Origin of the sequence: Dongia deserti (genome assembly GCF_003574735.1) — a bacterium.
Classification (GTDB): domain Bacteria; phylum Pseudomonadota; class Alphaproteobacteria; order Dongiales; family Dongiaceae; genus Dongia_A; species Dongia_A deserti.
The window spans coordinates 14,749-38,784 of the sequence record NZ_QORW01000029.1; the positions used below are offsets into that span (position 1 = coordinate 14,749).

Here is a 24,036-nt window from a genome sequence, read left to right on the forward strand (position 1 = left end):
CTTCGTTGCTGCGATCGCTGGTCTTTGACGGAGGGCTCACCTTCGCAAACTTCGCGATCGGCCAGTGATAGAGCTCAGTCTCATCCGCCAACATCATCCAGGACGATATATTGCGGTTGCGACCATTGCTGCCTCACACGAGGCCAAGTTCGAGCCGCGCCGCTTCCGACATGCGCGACTTATCCCAAGGCGGGTCCCACACGAGTTCGACGTTGACGCTGGTGACACCGTCCACCGCAGAGACCTTCGCCTCCACTTCCGCGGGCATCATGCCCGCGGCTGGGCAATTCGGTGTCGTCAGAGTCATCTTGAGGTCGACCACGCCCTGGTCGGTGACACCAAGTTCGTAGATCAGCCCCAGTTCGTAGATGTTGACCGGAATCTCCGGATCATAAACCGTATGCAGCACTGCCTCGACCCGCTCGCGCAGGGTCGGCTCGGACGCCAAACCCGCTTCGTAGTTCTTTTTGTCATCCGCCGACGTCATTCTGTTTTCACCGGCTCTGAGACATGGTCCAGGGCTGCGACCAGCGTATGCCACGGCAAGGTCGCGCACTTGACGCGCACGGGAAACTCACGCACCCCGGCGAAGACGGCGAGCTTGTCCAGTTCGGCGAGCGCACTCAGGGCGGCACCCTCATCCGTCACAGTGAGCCCCGCATGAAATTCTTCGAACATCGCGCGGACCTCAACCTCGGTCTTGCCCATGATCGCCTCGGTCATCAGTGAGGCCGATGCCATCGAGATGGCGCAGCCGCCGCCTTCGAACCGCACATCCGCAACCCGACCATCCGCGATCGTGAGGGTCACCGTCACCTTGTCGCCGCACAGCGGGTTATGGCCGGCCGCGCGATGGCTGGGTCCGTGAATCGCGCCGAAATTCCGGGGCCGCCTGGCATGGTCCAGGACGACTTCCTGGTAAAGGTCACGGAGCTCGTTCATAGCCGGAACATCTCCTGGACCTTGCCCAGGCCGGCGACCAAGGCATCGACGTCGTCCCGGTCGTTGTAGATGCCGAAAGAGGCGCGGGCCGTCGCCGAGACGCCGAACCGGTCCATCGTTGGCTGGGCGCAATGATGTCCGGCGCGAACGCAGATACCGTCCTGATCCAGGATCGTGCCGATATCATGAGGATGCACGTCGCCCAGCGCGAAGGAGATTACGCCAGACCGGTGGCGTGGCTGGCCGATAATGCGCAGCGAGTTGATCTTCGACAGCTCACGCAGCGCATAGGCCAGCAGAGCGTCCTCATGAACCCCGATGGCATCGTAGCCGATCGACTGTACATAGTCGATCGCGGCCCCGAGCCCGATCGCGCCGATGATATGCGGCGTGCCGGCCTCGAACTTCCATGGCAACTCGTTGTACTCCGTCTTCTCAAAGGTGACGGACCGGATCATATCGCCGCCGCCCTGCCATGGCGGCATCGCCTGCAACAGCTCCGCCTTGCCGTAGAGCACGCCGATTCCAGTTGGCCCATACAGCTTATGGCCGGAGAGGACATAGAAGTCGCAGTCTAGCGCCTGAACATCGACCGCTTGGTGCGGTACCGCCTGACATCCGTCGACCAAAACCGGGATGCCATGTTCCTTGGCGAGGCGGATCACCCGTTCAATCGGCACCACGGTGCCGAGCGCGTTGGCAACATGGGTGAGCGCAATCAGCTTGGTGCGCGGCCCGATCAGTTTCTCGAAGGTCTCCAGATCCAGCTCGCCCGCGTCGTCGATCGGCGCCACTCTTAGTTGTACGCCCTTCTCTTCGCGCAGCATCTGCCAGGGCACGATATTCGAATGGTGCTCCATATGACTGATCAGCACCTCGTCGCCCGCCGACAGGAAGGCGCGGCCGAAGCTTTGCGCCACCAGGTTGATCGCCTCCGTAGCGCCGCGCACGAACACGATCTCGCGCGTCTCGCGCGCATTCAGCAGTCGACGGACCTTTTCGCGCACAGCCTCGAACTCACTGGTGGCACGCTGGCTCAGCGAGTACACGCCGCGGTGCACGTTGGCGTATGCGGTCTCATAAATGCCGCGTTCCGCCTCCATGACAGAGCGCGGCTTCTGTGCACTCGCCGCACTGTCGAGGAATACGAGCCGCTTGCCGTGGACCGGTTGGGAAAAGATCGGGAAGTCCTGCCGGATGCGCGCGACATCCAATTCCCGGAGATTGGTCAGAGGCTGCATCGCAGTCATGGCCGGCCTCCGTCTGCTAGCCAGTGGTCGAAGGCACGACGAAAGTAGGTGCGAGCCGAGTCGACGGTGATGTGCTCGATCAGCTCTCCGATGAAGGCGTCGATCAACACGCTGCGCGCCTCGGCCTCGCCGACGCCGCGAGTGCGAAGATAGAAAAACGCCTCCTCATCGAGATCGCCGATCGTGGCGCCATGGCTGCACTTCACATCGTCGGCCAGGATCTCCAGTTCCGGCTTGGTGTCGGCAGCGGCCGTCTTGGACAAGAGCAGGCTGCGACTGATCTGCTGGGCATCGCTCTTCTGCGCGTCAGGCGCGACGCGGACGCGGCCCTGGAAGACAGCATGTGCACGCCCGTCCACCACGTTCTTGAACTCCTGGCCGCTGGTGCCACGGGGCATGGAATGCTCTATGCGCACAGTCGTATCGAGATGCTGCGCGCCGCGTGCGAGCGTCGTCCCAGCAAGCCGTGCCACAGCCTCGGTCGCGGCAAGGTCCACGTCGACCTCGTTGCGGCCGAGTTGCGAGCCCAGCGACGCGGCGAACATGCGATAGGCGGCTTGGTGGTCCAGCCGCACCGACGTCTCGGCCACGTGGAAAGCCGCACTGCCTTCCGCCTGCAGCTTGTAGTGCCGCAGGACCGCGTTCGGCGCGACGTCGATCTGGGTCACGGCGTTGGTCCAGTACGTGCCTTCCCCAAGGCACACGTAGGATTCCAGCACGGTGGCACTCGAGCCTGCCTCGGCTCGGATCAGATTGCGCAGATGGAAGGCCGCCGGTTCGGCTTCGGGCAAGGCGACGAACAGCAACTGCACCGGGTCAAGAATGGCGCCGCGCCCTAGATGCACGACAGCCCCACCGCCCATACATGCGGTATTGAGATCGAAGAGGGTCCGCGCCCGCGGCTCCACTGCCACGGCGGGCGGTGCGATCAAGGCCTGCAAATCGTCTTCGCCGGCGGCGACAAGGTCCACGACGCGCGTTCCGTCGGGAACATGGTCGAGAGCGGACAGATCAGGTCGAAACCGGCCGTTCACAAACACGATGAGGTGACAGTCCGGCGTCAGCCTATACGGTTCAAGGTCAACGCGCGTGATTTTCCGGCCCTTGGTCGCCTCAGCGCTACGGAATGTCGTGCGGGCAAGCGGGCTGAGGTTCGTGAATTTCCAGGACTCCAGCTTGGGCGACGGAAATCCGTCCTCGCGGAAGCGCTCCATGGCCGCCTCTCGGACGCCATCAAGCCAAGCGGGACTCTTGCCCAGATGCTCACGTCCGGCGGATGGCCGGAAATCGCTCGCTTTGTGTGGGGTGTTGACATTCATGGCTGGCACTCGCGATCGCCGTTCATGCCGCTGCCGCCTTCACGAAATCGGCATAACCTTTGGCTTCAAGCTCCAGGGCCAATTCCTTGCCGCCGGATTTGACGATGCGGCCGCCGGCGAGGACATGCACCTGGTCCGGCACGACGTAGTCCAGGAGGCGCTGGTAGTGCGTGACCAGCAATATCGTGCGGTCGGGGCCGCGCAAGCTATTGACGCCCTCTGCAACGATCTTGAGCGCGTCGATGTCAAGGCCAGAATCCGTCTCGTCCAGTACGGCGAGCCTGGGATCGAGCATCGACATTTGAAAGATCTCGTTGCGCTTCTTCTCGCCACCCGAGAACCCGACATTGATCGGGCGCGACAGCAGCGCCTCATCCATGTTCAGGAGCTTCAGTCTCTGGCGGGCGAGCTTCAGGAACTCGATGGCGTCCAGCTCCGCCTCTCCGCGATGGCGACGCACCGCGTTGATTGCGGATTTTAGGAAGTTGGCATTCACCACGCCGGGGATCTCCACCGGATACTGGAAAGCCAGGAACACGCCCTCGCGCGCCCGCTCCTCCGGTGCCATGGCGGTCAGATCTCGCCCCTGATAGAGGATGCGTCCACGCGTGATAGCGTAGCCATCGCGGCCCGCAAGAGCATAGGCAAGAGTGCTCTTGCCTGAGCCATTCGGGCCCATCACGGCGTGCACCTCCCCCTTCGGGATCTCGAGATCGAGCCCGTGGAGGATTTCCCTATTATCGACCTCGACGTGCAGATCTTCGATTTTAAGCATGCCGTCCATTTCCTCTCTTGTGCTACCCGACACTGCCCTCGAGGCTCACGCCGAGAAGCTTCTGCGCCTCGACCGCGAACTCCATGGGCAGCTTCTGCAGAACCTCGCGACAGAAGCCGTTGACGATGGTGTTCACGGCATCCTCCGCGGACAGGCCGCGCTGCCGGCAATAGAACAGCTGATCGTCGCTGATCTTCGACGTCGTTGCCTCATGCTCGACACGTGCCGTCGGGTTCTTGCTTTCGATATAGGGCACGGTGTGACCGCCGCACTTGGAACCGATCAGCAGGCTGTCGCACTGCGAGTAGTTGCGGGCGCCCTCCGCTCGGGGCAGGAAGCGCACGAGCCCTCGATAGGTGTTCTGCCCGTGCCCAGCCGAGATTCCCTTGGAGATGATCGTCGAGCGCGTGTTCCGCCCGATATGAATCATCTTGGTGCCGGTATCGGCTTGCTGCCAATTATTGGTCACGGCGACCGAGTGGAACTGCCCCACGGAATCGTCGCCCTGCAGAATGACGCTCGGATATTTCCAGGTGATGGCCGAGCCGGTCTCCACCTGGGTCCACGAGATCCGCGAGCGCGCGCCGCGGCATGCGCCACGCTTGGTGACGAAGTTGTAGATTCCGCCCTTGCCTTCCTTGTCGCCCGGATACCAGTTCTGCACGGTGGCATAGCGGATCTCGGCGTCCTCGAGCGCCACCAGTTCCACCACCGCAGCGTGGAGCTGGTTTTCGTCGCGCATCGGTGCCGTGCAGCCCTCGAGGTAGCTGACGTAGGAGCCCTTGTCGGCGATGATCAGCGTCCGCTCGAACTGTCCCGATTCCTTCGCGTTGATCCGGAAGTAGGTCGACAGTTCCATCGGGCAGCGCACACCCGGCGGCACATAGACGAAGGAGCCGTCGCTGAACACCGCGGAGTTCAAGGTCGCGAAGAAATTGTCGCTGTAGGGCACGACGCTTCCGAGGTACTTCTGCACAACCTCAGGATGCTCCCGCACGGCCTCGGAGATCGGGCAGAAGATGATCCCCAGTTCCTTGAGCCGCTCCTTGAACGTGGTGGCAACGGAGATGGAGTCAAACACCGCGTCGACCGCGACGCCTGCCAGCGCCGCGCGCTCGGCAAGCGGAATGCCGAGCTTCTCATAGGTCTTCAGCAACTCCGGATCGACGTCGTCCAGGCTCTCCGGCTTCTTACTGCCCTTCGGTGCGGCGTAGTAATAGATGTCCTGGTAGTCGATCTTGGGATAGGTCACATGCGCCCAGGTGGGTTCGCGCGCCTGGGCCTGCTCGTCCCGCCACAAACGGAACGCCTTCAGCCGCCAATCGAGGAGCCATTCCGGTTCGTCCTTCCTGGCGGAGATGAAGCGGATAGTGGTCTCATCAAGACCTTTCGGCGCAAAATCCGATTCGATCTCGGTGACGAAGCCAAACTTGTAATCGCCGCCGAGCGACCGAAGGGTCTCAATCGTCTGCTGAGATGCAGTCATTGTCGGTCTCGATCCTCATGGTTGCGCCTTGGTGGCTGGCAGGCGGCGCACCGCTTCGCGCCGGACCTGCGCTAAAGGCGCCTGGACAGGTGCAGCGATGTCAGCCAGCGACACATCGTCGAGCGCCTTGTGCACGGCCACATTGATGCGATGCAGGCCGATCCGAGAGGGACATACCGCTTCGATCTCGCATCCGCCCGGCCCCGATCTGATGCACTGCGTGAGCGCCACTGGACCATCGAGCGCATTGATGATGGCGCCCACCGAGATATCAGTGGCTGGCCGGGCAAGCTGGTATCCGCCCCTCACTCCGCGACTGGAGGTCAACAGGCCTTCGCGGCAAAGCCGCGCAAGAACCTTGGCAGCGGCTGGTGCGGGCAGCTGGGTCGCAACAGCGGCCTCAGATGCCGTACGGACTCCTTGATGCTGAGCCATATGGGTCATCAGTACGACCGCAAAATCGGCCAAGCGGCTCAATCTCATGATGTCCTGCCGATCCAAACATGACCAATCTAGTCATGATTTATATGGCGCTGCTCAGTTCGGTTTCAATACCGCTCCTGTCGTGACCTGGGCGCTGGCGCCGTTCCATCTGCAGCTGAACGCGAGCCAAATCGATGCCATCGCAAGTTGCCAGTCATCGAAGCCGCGGAACGGTGCGGTTGGCGGGACTTTCCGGTTAGTGGGACTTTAAGCATAAGCTGCCAGTCCCGCGTCACCAACCACCAGCTTGAGGATGCGGCGGTGAAAGCGGGCGTGCCGAGGCCAGTCGCATCCCTGCTCGATAAGACCGGCGATGGTGAGGAAATCAGCCTGCGATCAGCGTCTTGGTCCAGGCCGCGAGCGCATCCAAGATTTTGCGTCTGACTTCCGCGTCCTTGCGGCCGGTCTTTGCCGGCACATGGAACGAATGATCGGCATCCTCCAACAGCGTCAGGGTTGCGCGCTTGCCGAGCCGATCCACCAGCGGCCGAAGCAGCGAGAGGTCGGCCAGGGCATCGCGCGTGCCCTGGAGGAACAGCATCGGAATCGTCACGTCGAACAGGTGTTCGGCGCGATCATCCGATGGGCGCCCGGCCGGATGCAGCGGGAATCCGAGGAAGGCGAGGCCGCGGACCCCCGGCAGCGCAGACTTGGCCTGCGCCTGCGACGTCATGCGCCCGCCGAACGAGCGCCCGCCTGCGATGAGCGGGAGCTTCAGCTCTCCGGCCTTTGCCACCGCCGCCCGGACGGTGGCATGGCAAAGGACGGGCGGGTCCGGCCGCTTCGCCCCTTGCTCCATGTAGGGAAACTGATAGCGCAATGTGGCAACGCCGCGCTCGCCAAGCTCGACCGCCACGGACTGCATGGAGGGATGCGTCATGCCAACGCCCGCACCGTGCGCCAGCACATAGCATGCGAAAGCCCCCGGCGGCGAAATCAGCAGCGCCGAGACCCGATGCGCCGCATCGGCGGTCAGGACAATCTCCTCCGCGGCTGACGATGCCACCATTTGCTCCGCGTTCGGCTAGCGCGTGCCGCCGGCACTCGACGTGCGAAACCGGGCCGCACCGCGCGCGCGAGCCTTGGCGGCCTCCGCGGCGCGATCGCGCGGAACGGCTGTTGTGACGAGCGAGTCCAGCAGCTCACGTGCCGCATCCGCCACCCGGTCGACCGCATGGTTGAAGGCGTGCTCGTTCGCCTTGGAGGGATGGGTGAATCCGCTCAGCTTCCGAACAAATTGTATGGCGGAGGCGCGGATCTCCTCCTCGGTTGCGGGCGGCTTGAAATTGTAAAGGGTCTTGATGTTCCGGCACATGGGCGACCTCTTCGTGAGCGGATAGCCTCGCACGGGGCCCGCGCTGCCATCAAGCGATGCTCCGTGCGGCACTGAACCAGGCCTTGCGCAGCCTCATCCTTTTGTGGAGTTAGACAACGCGAGGCGCCGTCTGCAGCCTGACATAAAACCGCCCAATCCGCGAAGCGGCGCTGGAGCCTTTCGGTGAAAAAAAGAGCGGCGCGGCAAGCGCTCGGGTGCGCTTGGGGTGCCGCGCCGCACGGTGTGTAGGGAAATCTCGAGAAAACGAACTTAAGCGAACGAAACTACGCGGCCGTCGGGATTGCCGCCGGCACGAACTGCATCACCTTGGGCCCTTCGACCGCGAGCAGCTGACGCGTCTCGTCGCGGCTGATGCCCACCCAGCAGTGCGAGATGCCGGGGCTGTTTTCGAGCGTGGCACGCTGACGCGTGGCCGCCCCCACATTGTTGAACGGACCAACCTGAACTCGTTTCGACTTCGGTCCGGAGTTGATCGAATAGTTAACGTAGAACTCGAGCATGCCTCGCTCCATCTGTTAGCCCAAGGGAAGCCGATGACTGAAATGGTGGGGAGTGAACCCATTTCCGTCAACAGAAGTGCCCACACCTGGGTGTAGCCTAGCCGTTTGGGTAGAAAAGCGGTCGGCCTTTTGATTAAGGTTACTGGCCCAGGTGCGCCGCGGTTCTCGGGCCATTTTCTGCGTGCGGAGGAGGAAAACCGTCCGCACTTTCACAAATGCTTGAAGTGGTTTTTCCACGACTGTTGCGCAAATACCAAGCGAGTCTGGCTCACGAGTCGTCCGGTTGGGATGGTTAATTTGACGTCCGGCCCGCGAATCGGCGGCTGCGTCTTTCGCCGCTTTTTGGTTGACGAGACTTAACCGAACCGACGTCCACACGCTGACGCTCGCTGCAAGAGTGCCTCTAGGGTGCGCTCTTTGACGAGCTGAGTTCCCTGATTGGAACGGGACCGGCGAACTGCGCCATCGCCATGCGGAGCAGCGGCGCATCATACTGCTCCTTGCTGGCGGCGAATTGTGCCGGCAGCGCCCACCATGACAGAGCCGGGCGATGATGGTGCACGCGATGCATGTTCATGTTGAGAATGAGCAACCTGAGCGGCACCGGCAGTGACAAGTTGCGCGCATAGTCCGGCCGATCGATCGGCGTGCCGAAATGATAGACATTGTCGAACACGGAGATCAGGAGGCCACGCGCGATCAGGAACCCGAGCAGCATCGGCCAATGTGTGTCGAACACAACCGCCGATGACGCGAGCAGCGACCAGGCCAGCACTGTATCGATGCGAATAAGGCGAAGCCGCTTCGGATCGAGGAACTGGCGATGCGCCGCGAGGCGGATCGCGTGCAGTGCCGGATCGTCTCCGCGATAGACCCGATCGATGATACGCCCGATCGCCGGCCGCGGAAGCCAGCACGCGATCGGCGCAAGCACCTCCGCCAGATAGAGGCCGAACAACAGCGTGCCGAGAAAGGACAGGCGCGCCTTCAACCGGGATGTCGATGCCGGATCGTAGGTGTCGGGCCGGTCGATCGGGTTGCGGTTGTACTGATGATGCATCAGATGCCCGAAGCGTAGCACGTGGAACGACGAGCCGAGCAGAACGGCCATCAGGCGCCCGGCCTGCAGGTTGCGCTGACGGTCGTCATGGAACCCGCCATGGATCGCTTCGTGATGCAGCGCCCAGAAGAGGTTGGTCAGCAACGCGATCGGCAGCAGCAGCCAACCCCACTGCGAATCAAGCGGCAGCAGCCACAGCGGTAGAACGATCAGTCCCCCGATGGTGAAACTCGCCATGACGCCAAGTAACGCCAGATTGATCCGGCGGTAGCGCGCCGCGCCAGAAGTTCCCCGCAAGCCCCCAATCCCCCCGAACGCCGATCCCCAAAGCAGCTAGTGCAGCTGTTCGCCGGCATGCCTCCCCAGATGACGGCTTACCCGGCGGCTGCGCGCTGGCGCGACAGCAACAGCTGGCTTCAAAGAACTGGCGAGCGCACTCTTCGTCAACAAAATCTTTACTCAGAAATAGGAAACAAGAGGCCGAGATCCGCAGCGCCTGAGCGCGCTGTGTGGGGGGTGAGACCAGGCGCTCCGCAGGCAACTGCGGAGCGCCGCTCATCCCAGTCGGTCGCTACAGGGCCTTCGCGCCGGCCTCTGCGACTTGCGCGTCCTGAGTTGAGCGCATGCCGGAAACGCCGATGGCGCCAACGATCCTGCCGGCCGCGATCAATGGCAGCCCACCCTCCAGCGGCAGCATGCCCGGGGCTGCCAATACCCGCAGGTTGAAGCCGCCCTCGGCGAGCGCATCCTCAAACGCCTTGGTGGGCCGCTTGAAATTCACGGCACAACGCGCCTTCTCCTGCGCGATCACGACGCTGCCATGCTGCGCGTGGTCCAGGCTGTGCAGCATCACCAGATTGCCCCCGCTATCGACGATCGCGATCACCATGGGCCAGTCATTGGCATGCGCTTCGGCTTCGGCGGCCACCATCACGCGCTTGGCGGCCTCAAGGGCAATCGGGGGGCCGTACTCCAACGGGCGCGACACAGCGACATTCGACATGAGCAAAGATCCTTCGCGGGAAATGGACGAGCGCTCCGGTCGAAGCGCCCGCAAAGATCAGTATAAGACTGGCAAGACGCGGCGTCGGCAACAAACGCGAAGGGCCGCCGCATCACGCGGTCAGCCCTTCCCGACTTCCGAATGGAGACGTGGTCAGCCGAAGGCGGCCAAAGCGGCCAGGGCGATCACCGAGATACCGATGGCGATCCAGAGCGGCGTGCTGAAGCGATCGAACACGCTGGGCTTGCTGGCGCGCGCGGCAGACATAGCAGGCTTCGGGCCTGCGACCAGATCGGAGGTATGCGGAATATCGTGGCTTGCAGTCATCGAACGTTCCCTCAGGTACTGACCGCCCCGTCCCCACGGGAGCCGCAACGATTGCAAATGGCGATCGCCCCATCGGCCGGCGGATGCTAGGAGCACTTGATTAAGGATTTCTGAGGAAGCCTAGGAAGACATGACGATCAAGCTCGATGTTGCAGATGCATAAAGTTTGCCCGCAATGTCTGTCAATCGCGCCTCGGTGAAGGCGGCGCGACGGCCGATCGATACGATCTTGCCTTCGGCCCGAACCGGGCCGGTCTCCTCAGTCATAGCCTTGTGATAGGCGACCTTGAGCTCAAGCGTCGTGCACATCTGACCGGGCGCCATCATGGACTGGGCGGCATAGCCACAAGCATTGTCGAGAATCGAGGCGGCATAGCCGCCATGCACTACTCCGAACGGATTGTAGACCTGCAGGCTCGGCGTGCCCTCCACCACAACACGCCCTTCTTCGACCTCGATCAGGCGCAAGGCGAGCGTCCGTTCAATCCCGGTCAGGCGCCCGTCTTTCATCATGGTTCGCAGCCGATCGAGGCCGGAGAGATGAGTGCCGATTTCGGCGAAAAGATTCATGGCGTACGCCTGCCGATGTGAGAGTGCCGAGCCTTATAGCAGGTGTTCGATCAAAGGACAGTGCGTCGGCAAAAGGCAGTCGACGGCACCAAAGCCGTCTAGGCACACATCCGATAGAGCAAGGGGCATTCTTGACGGCCTTGGTCTATCGTCCTAACTCAGCTACCGACCTTGCGAGGCGCCGATGACGGCCGATGAACTCTATCAGCAAGCATTCCGCAGCGAGATCGCAGCGCTGAAGCCGGCGAGCCTGTGCGATGTCGGTTGCGGCGCCGGCGCTCTGCTCGCCCACGCGAAATCCCTCGGTATCGCGGCCACGGGTGTCGAGCCGGATGACGCTAGGGCGGCGGAAGGCCACGCGGTCGGCCTGGATATTCGGCCAGGAACGGCAGAGACCCTGCCTTTTCCCGATGAGTCCTTCGACCTCGTTACCTTCGAGAACGCGCTGCACCATGTCGGCGACATCAACCAGGCACTCGCCGAAGCGATGCGCGTCGCGCGGCGCGCTATCGTGATCGTCGATCCCTGGTTCGATCTCTCAATTCCATCCCAGCGCGGCGGCGACCGGTTCGAGCGCTGGCTGAAGAAGCTGGATCGCATGGCCGGCATGGTGCATTGGGATCCGATCCCGGCTGGCGAGATCGTTGCGGCGTGCAATGGCGCCCGCTCGGTTGCGGTTCGTCACCTGCTCCATCTGACACAGATGTCACCGGAAGCCTTCGCCCACTTTGCGAGCCGGGCAGACCCGCACAAGGTGGCGGCCGCCTACCGGGCCGATCAGATGGACGCGGAGATCGCCGCCCTGCGCGCCGAATTCGATCGCACCGGGATCACGGAAGCCGGCACGCTGCTGGTGACCATCGGCAAGTGAGGGGCCCGGATGACGAGCAAAAAAAAACGGCAGCCGCGAGGGCCTGCGGCTGCCGTCGGCTTCGCCTCTCTTGGGGATAGAGGCGTCGGGGACTCGGCATCACATCGCGGCGATTCTTACGAATCAAAACCTGTCGACGTGATGGCGCCTAGATGCTCACAGGACGTCGGTCCTCGATGCATCGTCATCGGCGCGAATGCATGTTGAATATGGCGGCGGATGCCCGGTATGTCGTGGGTCAAACATGTGATTAGCTTGTGACCTTAGGTCACAGATTCTGACAAATCTTTCCAATGGGTTAATCGGTGTTGCGGCGCGTTAACTTTAGCGCGCGGGATAGGCCAGTGGCAGGTCGACCACAACGCGGAAGCCACCGTCGGGGCCATTGTCGGCGGAAACTACCCCACCCAACATCGCCACATTGCGCCGCACAATGGCCAGTCCTAGGCCAAAATGCGGCTGCCCGTCCATTTGGGCTTCGTGGCCGTTCCGCGTGGAGAAATGACGCTCGAAGATGTGCGGCAGCAAGTCGGGCGGGACGCCTGGCCCCTGATCCTCCACCGACAGGCGAGCGCGGTCGCCGGCGCGCTTCAAGGTCACCTTCACTGTGCTGCGCGGCGGCGAGAAGCCGACGGCATTGTCGATCAGGTTCTCGAGCACCGTCTCGATCGTCTCTTCGCTGCCGACCACGGCGAGGTCCGGTGTCACCTTGCAATCGACCTTCGGGCTATCATGATCCACCTGCTGCTCGTTCGCGGCGCGGGCGGCATTGGCTGCGAGCGCGCTCAAATCGACGATCGACCGGCCCTCGGCGATGCTGGTGGCGATGTCATGGTCGATACGCCGCGCCGTGCTGATCAGGCCGTCGAGCTTCTGAAGGGAACGGTCGATGGCGAGGGCCGCATCCCTCACGTCCTCCGGCCGCCCGTGGCGCAGCGATTCCAGCGCCTGGCGGATCGAGGCAACCGGCCCCTTGAGCGCGTGGGCATTCTCCTCCGCCGCCTCGCGGATCGCGCTGGCGGCGCGGCGCATGGTATCGACCAGCCGATCCATCGCGGCGGCGATCGGCTGCAGTTCCTGCACCGGCGTCAGGTCGACGAAGCGGGCCGACGGCTCGAGGTTGGATTCGCTCATGCGACGCGCAAGACTGCCGAAGCGCCGCATCGACTGCCAGATCGAGAGACCGGCCCACACCGACAGCACCGCCATGATGATGTAGAACAAGGCTGCCCAGCGCAACTCGGGCGCGCTCGAGAACGGCTTGGTCAGCGAAGCGATCACCGGATCCTCGGGATAAGAGGTGACCACTAGCCAGCAGCCCTGCTCGGTGTGGAAGGGCGTGAGCGAGGTCAAGAGCTCGGTGACGCCGGTCGGGTTCTCGAACTGGGCGGCCAGCGGACGGTTGCCGGCACAGCTCTCGGTCGCCTTCAGCAGCTGGCCGGACGCGATCAGCGCCTCGCGCTCGGCCGACAATTGCTCGGCCGTCACATGGGGCGCGCTGGCAATGTAGAAATAGCTGGAGGCGTCGTCGGCAGGCCGCAGCAACAGCTTCAGCCATAATTCGCCACGGCTCACCGAATCCAGCAGATCCTGCGCCTCCACCGGCGCGCGTGGGCCGGCCGCGATCAGCTTTTCCTGCAAGGCCTGCGCTGCCAGCCGGCCCTGGATCTGCAGGTTGGTCACCATGAGCTGCTTGCGCTCGGCGTCCGCCTGTTCGAACCGGCCGTAAAGCAGGGCGGGCACGATCAGGAAGACCGCCGAAACCACCATCAGTTTGACGGTGACCGAAGACCGAATCCTCTCAGGCTTGGCCATCTGGCGCCCCTTCGCGCCACCGATATCCGAAGCCGGGAACCGAAATAATGGAGGAGAACTGGCCGTCCACATCGCAGAATTTCTGCCGGATGCGCTTGACCAGGGTGCGGACGTTGGCGCGGTAACCTTCCGAGCCGGAACCGGCAATGAAGCTCTCGCCCTTCAGCACGTCATAGAGCTGGCGATAGCTGACGTCGCCATGAGCGCGAGCCAGACGCTCCGTCACGCGGAACTCGCCGAGCGTCAAGGACACGGGGCTGTCGTTCCACTTGGCCTGATGGATCGCCGGCTCGATCAGCAGGGAACCGCGTTTTAATGTCGCAGCAGGCACGGCGCCGTCGCGGCGATTGCCGGCCAGCACCAACTCGATCCGCTTGCGCAGCACGGAGAAGCTGCGGGTCTTGGAAATGAAATCGACCGCGCCCGCTTCCAGCGCCGCCTCTTCGTAGAAGACGTCATCATGCGAGGTCAGCAGCAAGGCTGGCGCCTTGCAGCCGAGCTTGCGCAGCCGGTCGAGCAGATCGACGCCGGTCATGGCCGGCAGACGCCAATCAAGAATCAAGAGATCGGCGCGCGGCAAGGCGGGAACGCCGGCGATCGCGGTTTCCGGCCGATCGAAATGAGTGGCCGAGAACCCCGCTCCGGCTAGATTGTTGATGAGGACTTTAGCGAAAACGTCGTCGTCCTCGACGACGACCAGCATCGGTTCGCCCGACATTTCAGCTCCGGCGCAGTTTTCCGTAACACGCGTCGATGGCGGTATCGTCCGGATTCTGCGGCCCGCTGGCCACCTCGGCTGAAGCGGTCTCGCCCGCCGCCGCCGGGGATGTCGGTTTTCTCGCCGCTGCCGCCGCGGATTCCGCGCTCGGCGCCACGGTCAACACACGCTCATCGGAGGTCGCCATATCCAGGAAAAAAAAGACGTCGAGGCCGCAGTCACCGCCCTGATACACCCATACCGTCGAGGCCGCGCGCTGCTCGATGCGGGCGGGCGCACCCATGAGCGCCGTCACCTCCGACTGCCGCTTGCCCATCAGTTCGGAGGCCGTATGGACCGGCGCCGCAGGGGCTGGCTCCGGCGCGGGCGCTTCTTGGGTGGGCTTCTTGGACGTGGTGATCGGTGCCTTCTGCTTCACTTCGGCCACGGCCTCCTGCGGACGAACCGCAGGTTGAGTCGGTGCGCGCCGCTCCTGCTCCGGGGTCGCCACCATCCAGGCATCATCGTTTTCCTCGACCGGCTTCATGCAGCCGCTCGCAAGCAATGCCATCGACAGCAGCGTCGCACCCAAAGCGGCACGCGCAGGATTGATCCGTCCCCTCGTCATGTCAGCGATCATAGTGCACATGCACAATCAATCCAGTCCTTTTGCACTACAATCATTTGTGACGCCCGGCTAACAGCACAAGCGAAGCCGGTCCCAGCAAATCTTTCTCACACAAGTCGGTGAAGAAGGGGAAAGAGTGCGACGCGAAGATCCGGCGCGCGGCGCCTTGAGCCGCAAGACGCTGCGCCTGTGGCGCGGCCATTATCGGCATCTGGGCGGCACCGTCGTCCCAATTCGGCCGAGGCAGCGAACTTTGTGGAATCCAGATCCCTTGCAAGCCCTCGTCATCGAACGCCTCCCACCAAACCGGCGTCGACCGTCCGCTGCCCCGCAGCGCGGTACGGTCCGGGGGTGCAACAGTCTCGGCGGCGAATGGTTCCACGCAAATTTTCCCTCTGTTTCGAGCCATCGCTTCGGCTCCGCATTCGAATCGCGTGCCACCTGACGCCCCTTCCAGCAAACTATTGAAATATTGTAGGACTTTTTATCGACAGCAGAAGAAACGAGACGCTCGCATGCAATCTTCAGAGGTAGAGCCGGCAATTAATGCCGAGGTATCGGCGGCGCCCCGAAGGGACGAGCACTTGCGTTGGCTCGGGCGGCAGGCGGATGATCCAACGCAATGCCCATTCCCAGCACTCGTAAGCACTCTTGATCGGGTAATCCATGATTCTGCCTGCCGACGTCAGGCTGATGCCGCTCCAGACCCATCCCGATGCGCGTGGGGAGTTGACCGAGATCTTCCGGAAGGAATGGCATGGCTCGCCTTCGCCGGTGCAGTGGACCGCCTGCCAGAGTGCCCCCAATGCGCTGCGCGGAATCCATGTGTACCGGTATCGTTGGAACTACTTGTGCGTGATTGCGGGCGAGATGTTTGTCGGCCTGCACGATCTGAGACCCGAGGAACCGACGGCGCGCCGATCCGCGATGCTCCGCCTGAACGGCCGACAGCTGCAGATGCTGGTCATCCCGCCAGGAGTGGCTCATGGGTTCTATTCGTCGGCTGATTCAATGTTCTTCACTGGAGCATCGGTCTACGATGACCACTCCGACCATCAGCGGTGCCGATGGGATGCGCCCGAGCTGGGCCTGGAGTGGCCCTGCACCGCGCCTGAATTGTCCGCATCTGATCGCGATGCCGGCGACTATGCTGACTTGGCGGCCGCGCCTTGGCACAAGGCCGCCGCGAACATATAGTTGACGCGCTGCTTGTATTCGTTCGTTCCGATCGCTGGTCCATGCCTGATCCATCCCGATCCGCGTCTATGCAAATGCCGGCCGGCGTTGTTCTGCGCCCGCTATCCGGAGAACATCGCCAGGTCTTCCGCACGACCGAACTCTATCGGGAGGACTGGCAGCTCGACGTCACCCCGGTCCAGTGGAACCTCGTCTGCAGCCGCGCCAACACCTTGCGCGGCGTGCATGTACATCCAACGCATTTCGATTACTTGTGCGTTCTACAGGGCGAGATGTTATTGGCGCTTCGCGATATGCGGCCAGACTCGCCGACCTATCGGCTGGCCGTCCATCAGCTTCTGTCCGGCGAGACGCCCTGCAGTGCCACGATTCCTCCAGGCGTCGCGCATGGTTTCTACTTCGCGTGCGAGACGCGCTATGTCTACGCCGTAAGCCATTACTGGAATCCGGCGGATGAACTCGGCTGCCGCTGGGATGACCCCGAGTTGGGCTTTTCGTGGCCGGCGCACGATCCCTCGCTGTCAGCGCGGGATGCCGGCGCGCCAAGCTATGCCGAGATGGCGCTAGCCCTCGCCGCGACGCTCCGTCATGACGGCTTGCATTCATGAGCCGCATTGGGCTGATCGGTTGCGGCGCATGGGGCCGTCACATCCTGCGCGACCTCAAGGCGTGCGGCGCCATCGTTCACGTCGTAGCCCCGTCTGAAACGTCCCGCCGCATTGCCAGCGAACATCGTGCGGACTCGATCGTCGACCGGCTCGCCGCGTTGCCGCCGGTCGACGGCTATGTCGTGGCGGTGCCTACCAGTTTGCATGCCGAGATCATCGACGCACTCCTGCCATCCGGCCGCCCGATCTTCACCGAGAAGCCCATGACCTCCGATCTGGTCAGCGCGCGCCGCATCGCGAACGCGGCGGGCGATCGCGTCTTCGTCATGCACAAGTGGCGCTATCATCCCGGCATCGAGCGCATGCGGCAGGAGATCGCCGATGGCGCGGTGGGCGAGGTTCTCGGCATCCACATCCAGCGCTGGGGCTGGGGCTGCCCGCATGCCGATGTCAATGCGATCTGGATCCTGATGCCGCACGACCTCTCCATCGTACTTCACTGGCTGGGTGCCATTCCGCCGCTGAGGTTCGTCCGGCCGACCCTGCAACGGGCGATCGATACCGGCCTCGTCGTGCAACTAGGGGAAACGGGCGGGCCGCCGATCACCATCGACATGTCGATTGCGGCGCCGGAGCATCGCCGCACCTTCACCATCGTCGGCAGCCGGGCCAGCCTGGAGCTGCGCGACTCCTATGACACGGCCATTCGCGTGCGCCGCGGCGCGCCGGCCGATGCGCACGCGAAGGCCGAGACAATCGAGATTGCCCAGGACATGCCGCTGCTGCTCGAGATCAAGGCATTCCTGGCCCATCTGAACGGCGGACCGCCTCCGATGAGCTCCGCGCATGAGGGCGCACGCATCGTCGAGCGGACTGCGGAAATCGAAGCTGCCGCGCGCTCGGCGTAGGCGCAAGTTGGCATGAGCGATCCGACGTTCACCATCCTGCTCCCGATCTGTCGCCCGCCGGCGATGCTGCCTTATGCGATCGAATCAGTGCTCGCGCAGGAGCGTCGAGACTTCGAGCTGTTCGTGATTTGTGATGGGGCACCCGCCGAGACGGTGTCGTGCGCTCGGAGTTTCGCAGCGAGAGACCATCGGATCAGGCCATTTGTCCATCCCAAGGGCGAACGGCACGGGGAAGCCTACCGCCACGACGCGCTCCAGGATGCGCGCGGCGCTTACATTTGCCAGATCGGCGACGACGATCTCTGGTTTCCCAATCACCTCACCGAAATGACGGCACTGCTCCAGGGTGTCGATTTCGGAAATCTGTCGCACGTGGACATCCGTGCCGATGGTCGCATCATGCTGCTGCCCGGCGACTTGGGTGAGGCTGCCGTGCGAGAGCGGATGCTCTGCACCGGTTTCAATTTCTTCGGCCGACCGTGGCAGGATACCGCCTGAGTGCCTACCGATACTTGTCGGAGGGCTGGAGCCCGGCGCCCCCCGGCCTGCCAACGGACCTGCATATGTGGCGCAAGTTCCTGGCTCGGAAGCATCTGCGGTTCGGCACCAGGGTGGCCGTGACAGCGGTCAAGTTTGGAGCCAATCGTCGCCGTGACTGGCCCATGGAGCGGCGCGCGGCCGAGGTGAAGGAATGGGCCGCTCGCGTGGCGGATCCTTGCGGCCGCGACGACATCGTCCAGATGGCGCTCGGCGGATTGAGCCGCAGCTCCTATAGCGCGAGTGTCGGCAAGGATGTGTCGGCGTTGCGTATGCAGCTCAAGGCGAAAGCGAAGGAAATCTCGAAACTGCAACAGAGGGTCAAGTGCATGAAGCAGACGTGGTCGTGGCGCCTCACGCGGCCCTTTCGGAAGGCCGCACGCCTGCTCGATCGATGAGCAGGATGGCGAGGCGTCAGATCTCGATCTGCGTGCCCAGCTCCACCACGCGGTTGGGTGGAATGTTGAAGAAATCCATCGCGCTGGTGGCGCTGCGCGACATCCAGGCGAAGAGATGTTCGCGCCACATCGCCATGCCGGGCTTGGTCGAGGGGATCACGGTCTCGCGACTCAGGAAGTAGGAGCTTTGCATCGGGTCGCAATGCAGACCCTTGCCCTCCGCCTTGCGCAAGGCGTCGGGAATGTTCGGCCCTTCCATGAAGCCGTAGCGCAGCCGCAGGCGGTAGAAGTTCTTCGGCAGGACCGTCAGCTCGAAGCGCTGGTCCTCCGGCACATAGGGGATCTCCTCGAACCGGACGGTCAGGACCACCACCTGCTCGTGCAGCACCTTGTTGTGCTTGAGGTTGTGCAGCAGCGATCCGGGCGTGCCGGTGGCCGTGCCGGTCATGAAGATGGCCGTGCCGGGCACGCGCGGCACGCGATCGGAGACCGCCTTGAGAAACGTGTCGAGCTCCAGTGCGTCCTTGCTCACCCGCTCCCACAGCAGGGCGCGGCCGCGCTTCCAGGTGGTGAGGACGAGGAATATGACCAATCCGACCGCCAGCGGGAACCAGCCGCCATGGGTGAGTTTGGTCAGGTTCGCGGTGAAGAAGCTGAGATCGACGAACAGGAACAGCCCGATCACAAGCACTAGCACGATCGGCTTCCATCTCCACAGCAGCGCCGCCACGATCGCCAGCAGCAACGCATCGATGATCATGGTGCCGGTGACCGCAATGCCGTACGCCGCAGCAAGATGCGTGGAGGATTGGAAGCCGAGCACCAACAGCGCGACGAAGAAGGCCAGCATCCAATTGACGAAGGGCAGGTAAATCTGCCCCATCTCCGCCGCCGAGGTATGGATGATCTGCATGCGCGGCAGGTAGCCGAGCTGGATCGCCTGCCGCGTTACCGAGAAGGCGCCGGTGATCACCGCCTGCGAAGCGATGATGGTGGCTGCCGTCGCCAGTCCCACCATTGGCAGCGCCGCCCAGTCCGGCACCATGCGGAACAGCGGATTGTCCAGGGTTCGTGCATCGCCGAGGATCAACGCACCCTGGCCGAAATAGTTGATGACGAGGGCCGGCAGCACCACACCGAACCAGGCGAGGCGGATCGGAAAGCGGCCGAAATGCCCCATGTCGGTGTAGAGCGCCTCGGAACCCGTTACCACCAGGACCACGGAGCCGAGCGCCAGGAACGCAATCCAGCCATCGAGCATGAAGAAATTGACGGCATAGTAGGGATTGAGCGCCCACAGGACGACGGGATGCTCGACGATCTGGATCAGGCCGATTACGGCCAGCACCGCGAACCAGACCATGGTGATCGGCCCGAACAGCGCGCCGACGCGGGCAGTGCCGTGCTTCTGCAGTGCGAATAGCGCAATCAAGATCGCCAGGGTCAGCGGCACCACATAGGGCTCCAGCGCCGGCGCGGCGACCTGCAGGCCCTCCACGGCACTCAGCACCGAGATGGCGGGCGTGATCATGCTGTCGCCGTAGAACAAGGCGGCCGCAAATATGCCGAGGATGATGACGATCGGCGTCAGGTTGGAGCCGTGCGTCAGGCGGCTCGCCAGCGCGAGCAGCGCGAGGCTGCCGCCCTCGCCCTTATTGTCGGCGCGCATCATGAGCGCGACGTACTTGGTTGTCACCACCAGCATGATCGCCCAGAAGATGAGCGACAGAACGCCGAGGACATGCGGCTCGTCCGGCGCCAACGGGTGCGCGCCGCCGAAGGATTCCTTGATGGCATAGAGCGGCGAGGTGCCGATGTCTCCGAAGACGACACCGACGGCGGCGAGCGCGAGGGCAGCGGCGCTCTTCTGTTTGGGCGTGGTTGTCTCCACGGATCCTGGCCTGAACTTTTCTTTCGCTGCCCTGGTGTCGCGCCGGCCAAACTTGCTGGCGGTGCGATGCAAAATGAGGGACGCTATTTAGGTCGGTATTGCTCCCGTGACAAGCGCGGCCAATGGCCCAGCCTCCGCTGCTTCGAAGCAAGATATTGGTTCAATTGCATATTTCTCATGCAAGCCAGTCCATAAAGGCGTCGAAACAGCGCTGAAACAGGCCGCGGAAAGCGTTCCGGCGCGCGGCAAATCCGGGTAAAAGAGCGCCCGAGATTGCTCAAGATTCCACCCTTCGGAGGATCCAGATGGTCCGGCAGGCACCCAACCCGACGCCACAGAATCAGTTCTACCCCTTTGGCGAGCGGCCCATGCCGCAGGTCAAGCACGGCAAGCCCGTCAATCCGGCGGTCGTGCCGTTGCACGATGTCAGCAAGCTGCCGGACGGCGCCAAGTTCGTCGTGGTCGGCGCCGGCATGCACGGCATGTCGACCGCCTATCACCTCGCCAAGTACCTGACCGAGAGCGGCAAGGGCAAAGGCTCGGACGTGGTGCTGATCGACAAGGCCGGGCCCGGCGCGGGTGCCACCGGCCTCGCCTGCGGCTGCGTGCGCAACCTCTATATGACCAAGCCGCTGCACGCGATCCTGCGCGAGAGCGTGAAGGTGTGGAAGTCCGATCCCGTCAATTTCGGCTTCCAGCAGGTGGGCTATGTCTCGGTCGGCGAAGCGAACCAGGAGAGCGACTACATCGCGCTCCACAAGTCGCAGAACGACCAGGGCTACCCTTCCGATCTGTATGTCGGCAAGGACGCGCACAAGTTCCTGAAGAGCATCTGGCCGGACTTCAACACCGAGAAGGCCGATCTCGTGCTGCACGAGAAGCCCTCGGGCTATGCCGGCACGCACATGGCGGTCTGGGGGCTGGACCAGAAGTGCATGCAGTATGGCGTGCGGCGCTGCTATGGCCCGGAAGTCATCGGCTACGAGATGCAGAACGGCCGCGTCACGGCGGTGAAGACCGATCAGGGCGACGTGAAGTGCGACGTGGTGGTGATCGGCGCCGGCGCCTGGACCCCGATGCACTGGGGCTGGCTCGGCAAGGGCGACAAGCTCGACCTCAAATACAAGGATGGGCGCATCGCCAAGGATCACGACATGTGGACCTATTGGCGCCTGCTGGAAGGCGAGGTTTATCTGCCGGAAGGCGTCGACTTCCGCACCGCCGACGATCGCGACAGCCCGGTGCTGCATGTCGAACTGATGAACACGCCGGTGGTCACCGAAGATGGCCGCGAGTTCCCGGACAAGCACTTCTATATGTATGCGCGCTATGCCGCAGAGCGCGTCGGCGCGCCGGGCATCCAGGGCGGCACCATCCCGATCAAGATCGGCGGCAAGGCCGACGTCGAGCCATACGGTCATCTCAATGACAAGTACCAGGCCGATGACTGGTTCGCGGACTATTACTGCGCCACGCTTGCCTACCTGTTCGGCCGGTTCAAAGGCTCGCGCAAATTGTTCAAGGAACGGCGCAACGGCGGCGTTGGCGCCTTCACGCCGGACAACGTGCCGGTGTTCGACTGGGTTGCACCCAACGCCTGGATGATCGCCGACTCGAACCACGGCTTCAAGATGATCGGCGTTGGCGAGCTCAGCGCCCGTCACCTGACCGGCGGCGCGCTGCCCGACGAACTCAAGCCCTTCAGCCTGAAGCGCTACAGCGACGGCTGGACCTATGGCGGCGGCAACTCGAACTGCCCGTGGGTGTAGGTCAGAGAGCGAAGCGCGTGGCCGGCATCGAGCCGGCCACGACGTCTCTCCATAGTTGCCTTTCGGCTCATTGATCGCTCGCGGTCCGTTCAGGGACCACGAGATCTACGGTCTTGCCGTCAATGACCGTGTGGGTCGGATCGGCGAGCTCGATCAGAACCTTGTGCGGCCCGGCGGGCAACTTGTTGATGATGAGCGGCTCGCCGCTCGCATCCACCCAACGCCATGGCCCATCGTCCACCGTGACGTGGAGATGCCCAATCCGCGGTGAGACATCGCGGGCAGCCGGGCCGTAGACCGGCAAGATCCTGACATTCTCGGCGCGATAGCGGATGACGACCCGTCCCTCGGCCAACTGGTCGGCGAGCGGAGCGTCGACGTGAAGGCGGGGTGTGGGCTCTGATGCAAGGGGCGCGAGCGCAGCGGGCTCATAATCGTCTGCCAAGGCGCCGCACGTGGCAGCGAAGCTGCCCGCGCCGACGAGCATCGCCGCAGCGAGAAACCGGCGAACCATGTGCAATCTCCTTTCCTGATAGAGAATGGAAGGCCTGCCCGACGGGCAGGCCTCTCGTTCAAAAGACGTTGGTGGTGACGTCAATATTCCCGTAGATCGCCTTGGAGTACGGGCAGATCCCGTGCGCGGCCTCGGCCAGCTCCTCAGCGACCGCGCGGTCCACGCCCGGCACGTTGACGCTGAGGCGCGCCTGCAGAAAGAACTCGTCGCCGGCGCGGTTCAGATCGATCTCGGCGTCCACGGCTGGAGAGGCCGGAAGCTTGATCTTCCTCTGGGCGGCGGCGAGCTCGATCGCGCCGATGTAGCAGGCTGACCAGGCGGCGGCGAAGAGCTGCTCGGCAGCCGGGTGCGGCTGCGGCAGCTTGAGGTCGACAAAACCGTCGCTGCTGCGCGCCGCACCGTCACGGCCGCCCGTGGTACGGGTCCGGCCGGTGAAGAGAACTTTAGGAGTGGTGGTCATGTCAGGCTTCCTTCTGAAAGTGGTCATTTTTACCGGATACGATTAAATCGTATGCGATCTATATTGTGAAACAACCCGGATTGTCAAGCTTGCGATTTAATCGCACACGATCTATCTATGGCCTTGAGAGGTCAACTTTTCGTGTGAGGACGCGGTGCCATGAAGCCTAAAGACGCGAAAAAGCCGGCCGGTCCGAAGCTTGCCGACTTTCTGTGCTTTGCAATCTATTCCGCCAATCTGGCCTATGGCCGGGCGTACAGGCCGATTCTCGAGGAACTGGGCCTCACCTATCCGCAGTACATCACCATCGTGGCGCTCTGGGAGGAAGACAACCAGACCGTCAGCAGCCTGGGTGAGAAGCTGTTTCTCGAATCCAACACGCTGACGCCGATGCTCAAGAAGCTGGAGAGCATGGGCTACATCCGCCGGCAGCGCAGTTCCGAAGATGAGCGGCAGGTCGTTGTCAGCCTGACCGAGTCGGGTCGCCGCTTGCGTGAGAAGGGCCTCGAGATGAATCTGGTGAAGGCGTCGGGACTGACCCCGGAAGAATTCAGGAAGATGCAGAAGGGCGTCGTCACGCTGCGCGACAATCTCATGAAGGTGGCGCGGGCTCAGGATTGATGGTCGAGACGAGAGCAGCAAGAAGCGGACAGCGGCCGACAACCAGCTTCGGCACACTCCGAGCATGACCC

29 protein-coding genes are annotated in these 24,036 nt (G+C 63.1%); 8 read left to right on the plus strand and 21 right to left on the minus strand.

Features of this window, described 5'->3' with window-relative positions:
• Window positions 1-133 precede the first annotated feature (133 nt).
• The 14 genes from DTX69_RS28095 to DTX69_RS28155 all read right to left on the minus strand — a co-directional run bounded on the left by DTX69_RS28095 (window position 134) and on the right by DTX69_RS28155 (window position 11,051).
• A complete protein-coding gene (locus tag DTX69_RS28095; RefSeq protein ID WP_119304907.1) occupies window positions 134-487 on the minus strand; it encodes an SUF system Fe-S cluster assembly protein in 354 nt (117 codons plus the stop codon).
• On the minus strand, window positions 484-942 hold the full coding sequence (sufU, locus tag DTX69_RS28100; protein ID WP_119304908.1) for a Fe-S cluster assembly sulfur transfer protein SufU: 459 nt from the start codon (window positions 940-942) through the stop codon (window positions 484-486). The genes DTX69_RS28095 and sufU overlap by 4 nt, the downstream gene beginning before the upstream one ends.
• A complete protein-coding gene (locus DTX69_RS28105; protein WP_284736122.1) occupies window positions 939-2,192 on the minus strand; it encodes an aminotransferase class V-fold PLP-dependent enzyme in 1,254 nt (417 codons plus the stop codon). The genes sufU and DTX69_RS28105 overlap by 4 nt, the downstream gene beginning before the upstream one ends.
• On the minus strand, window positions 2,189-3,511 hold the full coding sequence (gene sufD / locus DTX69_RS28110; RefSeq protein ID WP_119304909.1) for a Fe-S cluster assembly protein SufD: 1,323 nt from the start codon (window positions 3,509-3,511) through the stop codon (window positions 2,189-2,191). Before sufD ends, DTX69_RS28105 begins: the two co-directional genes overlap by 4 nt.
• Before the next feature lie 22 nt (window positions 3,512-3,533).
• The gene (sufC, locus tag DTX69_RS28115; protein ID WP_119304910.1) at window positions 3,534-4,286 is read right to left on the minus strand and encodes a Fe-S cluster assembly ATPase SufC; all 753 of its coding nucleotides are present in this window, start codon (window positions 4,284-4,286) and stop codon (window positions 3,534-3,536) included.
• A 22-nt stretch (window positions 4,287-4,308) separates the two neighbouring features.
• A complete protein-coding gene (gene sufB / locus DTX69_RS28120; RefSeq protein WP_119304911.1) occupies window positions 4,309-5,772 on the minus strand; it encodes a Fe-S cluster assembly protein SufB in 1,464 nt (487 codons plus the stop codon).
• Between the two features lie 15 nt (window positions 5,773-5,787).
• A complete protein-coding gene (locus DTX69_RS28125; protein ID WP_284736123.1) occupies window positions 5,788-6,255 on the minus strand; it encodes an RrF2 family transcriptional regulator in 468 nt (155 codons plus the stop codon).
• A gap of 325 nt (window positions 6,256-6,580) precedes the next feature.
• Window positions 6,581-7,264 carry an alpha/beta hydrolase family protein gene (locus DTX69_RS28130; protein ID WP_119304913.1) on the minus strand — a complete coding sequence of 228 codons (684 nt, stop codon included), beginning with the start codon at window positions 7,262-7,264 and terminating at the stop codon, window positions 6,581-6,583.
• Window positions 7,265-7,279: 15 nt separating this feature from the next.
• Window positions 7,280-7,570: a DUF2277 domain-containing protein gene (locus DTX69_RS28135; RefSeq protein ID WP_119304914.1), complete on the minus strand. Its 291-nt coding sequence runs from the start codon at window positions 7,568-7,570 to the stop codon at window positions 7,280-7,282.
• Window positions 7,571-7,854: 284 nt separating this feature from the next.
• Window positions 7,855-8,091: a hypothetical protein gene (locus DTX69_RS28140; RefSeq protein ID WP_162917640.1), complete on the minus strand. Its 237-nt coding sequence runs from the start codon at window positions 8,089-8,091 to the stop codon at window positions 7,855-7,857.
• Window positions 8,092-8,494: 403 nt separating this feature from the next.
• Window positions 8,495-9,448 carry a fatty acid desaturase family protein gene (locus DTX69_RS28145; RefSeq protein WP_162917641.1) on the minus strand — a complete coding sequence of 318 codons (954 nt, stop codon included), beginning with the start codon at window positions 9,446-9,448 and terminating at the stop codon, window positions 8,495-8,497.
• 274 nt (window positions 9,449-9,722) lie between these two features.
• Window positions 9,723-10,154, minus strand: a complete 432-nt coding sequence (locus tag DTX69_RS28150) for a GlcG/HbpS family heme-binding protein (protein WP_119304917.1) — start codon at window positions 10,152-10,154, stop codon at window positions 9,723-9,725.
• Window positions 10,155-10,307: 153 nt separating this feature from the next.
• On the minus strand, window positions 10,308-10,481 hold the full coding sequence (locus DTX69_RS30455; protein ID WP_162917642.1) for a hypothetical protein: 174 nt from the start codon (window positions 10,479-10,481) through the stop codon (window positions 10,308-10,310).
• A gap of 120 nt (window positions 10,482-10,601) precedes the next feature.
• Window positions 10,602-11,051, minus strand: a complete 450-nt coding sequence (locus tag DTX69_RS28155; protein WP_119304918.1) for a PaaI family thioesterase — start codon at window positions 11,049-11,051, stop codon at window positions 10,602-10,604.
• Window positions 11,052-11,235: 184 nt separating this feature from the next.
• Here DTX69_RS28155 and DTX69_RS28160 point away from each other — a divergent pair, with 184 nt between their 5' ends.
• Complete coding sequence (locus DTX69_RS28160) at window positions 11,236-11,922, plus strand: class I SAM-dependent methyltransferase (protein ID WP_119304919.1); 687 nt, start codon at window positions 11,236-11,238, stop codon at window positions 11,920-11,922.
• Between the two features lie 324 nt (window positions 11,923-12,246).
• On the opposite strand, the gene DTX69_RS28165 is transcribed toward DTX69_RS28160, so the two are convergent.
• The 4 genes from DTX69_RS28165 to DTX69_RS28180 are packed head-to-tail and all read right to left on the minus strand — an operon-like array spanning window position 12,247 to window position 15,471.
• A complete protein-coding gene (locus DTX69_RS28165) occupies window positions 12,247-13,737 on the minus strand; it encodes a sensor histidine kinase (protein WP_119304920.1) in 1,491 nt (496 codons plus the stop codon).
• Window positions 13,724-14,455, minus strand: coding sequence for a response regulator transcription factor (locus DTX69_RS28170; RefSeq protein ID WP_119304921.1), 732 nt, complete (start codon window positions 14,453-14,455; stop codon window positions 13,724-13,726). Before DTX69_RS28170 ends, DTX69_RS28165 begins: the two co-directional genes overlap by 14 nt.
• Window position 14,456: 1 nt before the next feature.
• Window positions 14,457-15,074 carry a hypothetical protein gene (locus DTX69_RS28175; protein ID WP_119304922.1) on the minus strand — a complete coding sequence of 206 codons (618 nt, stop codon included), beginning with the start codon at window positions 15,072-15,074 and terminating at the stop codon, window positions 14,457-14,459.
• A gap of 40 nt (window positions 15,075-15,114) precedes the next feature.
• Window positions 15,115-15,471 carry a hypothetical protein gene (locus tag DTX69_RS28180; RefSeq protein ID WP_162917643.1) on the minus strand — a complete coding sequence of 119 codons (357 nt, stop codon included), beginning with the start codon at window positions 15,469-15,471 and terminating at the stop codon, window positions 15,115-15,117.
• A 257-nt stretch (window positions 15,472-15,728) separates the two neighbouring features.
• Here DTX69_RS28180 and DTX69_RS28185 point away from each other — a divergent pair, with 257 nt between their 5' ends.
• The 5 genes from DTX69_RS28185 (at window position 15,729) to DTX69_RS28205 (ending at window position 18,710) form a co-directional block, all read left to right on the plus strand.
• Window positions 15,729-16,259: a dTDP-4-dehydrorhamnose 3,5-epimerase family protein gene (locus DTX69_RS28185; RefSeq protein WP_119304924.1), complete on the plus strand. Its 531-nt coding sequence runs from the start codon at window positions 15,729-15,731 to the stop codon at window positions 16,257-16,259.
• 68 nt (window positions 16,260-16,327) lie between these two features.
• Window positions 16,328-16,867 (plus strand): dTDP-4-dehydrorhamnose 3,5-epimerase family protein, encoded by a 540-nt coding sequence (locus DTX69_RS28190; protein WP_162917644.1) that lies wholly within the window; start codon window positions 16,328-16,330, stop codon window positions 16,865-16,867.
• Window positions 16,864-17,775 (plus strand): Gfo/Idh/MocA family protein, encoded by a 912-nt coding sequence (locus DTX69_RS28195; RefSeq protein WP_119304926.1) that lies wholly within the window; start codon window positions 16,864-16,866, stop codon window positions 17,773-17,775. The genes DTX69_RS28190 and DTX69_RS28195 overlap by 4 nt, the downstream gene beginning before the upstream one ends.
• Before the next feature lie 12 nt (window positions 17,776-17,787).
• Entirely contained in the window at window positions 17,788-18,273 is a 486-nt protein-coding gene (locus DTX69_RS28200) for a glycosyltransferase family 2 protein (protein WP_119304927.1), read from the plus strand.
• Between the two features lie 65 nt (window positions 18,274-18,338).
• Window positions 18,339-18,710 carry a hypothetical protein gene (locus tag DTX69_RS28205; protein WP_119304928.1) on the plus strand — a complete coding sequence of 124 codons (372 nt, stop codon included), beginning with the start codon at window positions 18,339-18,341 and terminating at the stop codon, window positions 18,708-18,710.
• A gap of 16 nt (window positions 18,711-18,726) precedes the next feature.
• On the opposite strand, the gene DTX69_RS28210 is transcribed toward DTX69_RS28205, so the two are convergent.
• The gene (locus DTX69_RS28210) at window positions 18,727-20,601 is read right to left on the minus strand and encodes a potassium transporter Kup (protein WP_119304929.1); all 1,875 of its coding nucleotides are present in this window, start codon (window positions 20,599-20,601) and stop codon (window positions 18,727-18,729) included.
• Window positions 20,602-20,906: 305 nt separating this feature from the next.
• Here DTX69_RS28210 and DTX69_RS28215 point away from each other — a divergent pair, with 305 nt between their 5' ends.
• A complete protein-coding gene (locus DTX69_RS28215) occupies window positions 20,907-22,370 on the plus strand; it encodes an NAD(P)/FAD-dependent oxidoreductase (RefSeq protein WP_119304930.1) in 1,464 nt (487 codons plus the stop codon).
• Window positions 22,371-22,437: 67 nt separating this feature from the next.
• Here the strand turns inward: DTX69_RS28215 and DTX69_RS28220 are convergent, their stop codons facing one another.
• The gene (locus tag DTX69_RS28220) at window positions 22,438-22,884 is read right to left on the minus strand and encodes a DUF6130 family protein (protein WP_284736124.1); all 447 of its coding nucleotides are present in this window, start codon (window positions 22,882-22,884) and stop codon (window positions 22,438-22,440) included.
• Between the two features lie 58 nt (window positions 22,885-22,942).
• Window positions 22,943-23,344, minus strand: coding sequence for an Ohr family peroxiredoxin (locus tag DTX69_RS28225; protein WP_119304931.1), 402 nt, complete (start codon window positions 23,342-23,344; stop codon window positions 22,943-22,945).
• Between the two features lie 159 nt (window positions 23,345-23,503).
• Here DTX69_RS28225 and DTX69_RS28230 point away from each other — a divergent pair, with 159 nt between their 5' ends.
• On the plus strand, window positions 23,504-23,965 hold the full coding sequence (locus DTX69_RS28230; protein ID WP_119304932.1) for a MarR family winged helix-turn-helix transcriptional regulator: 462 nt from the start codon (window positions 23,504-23,506) through the stop codon (window positions 23,963-23,965).
• The last annotated feature ends 71 nt before the right edge of the window (window positions 23,966-24,036 follow it).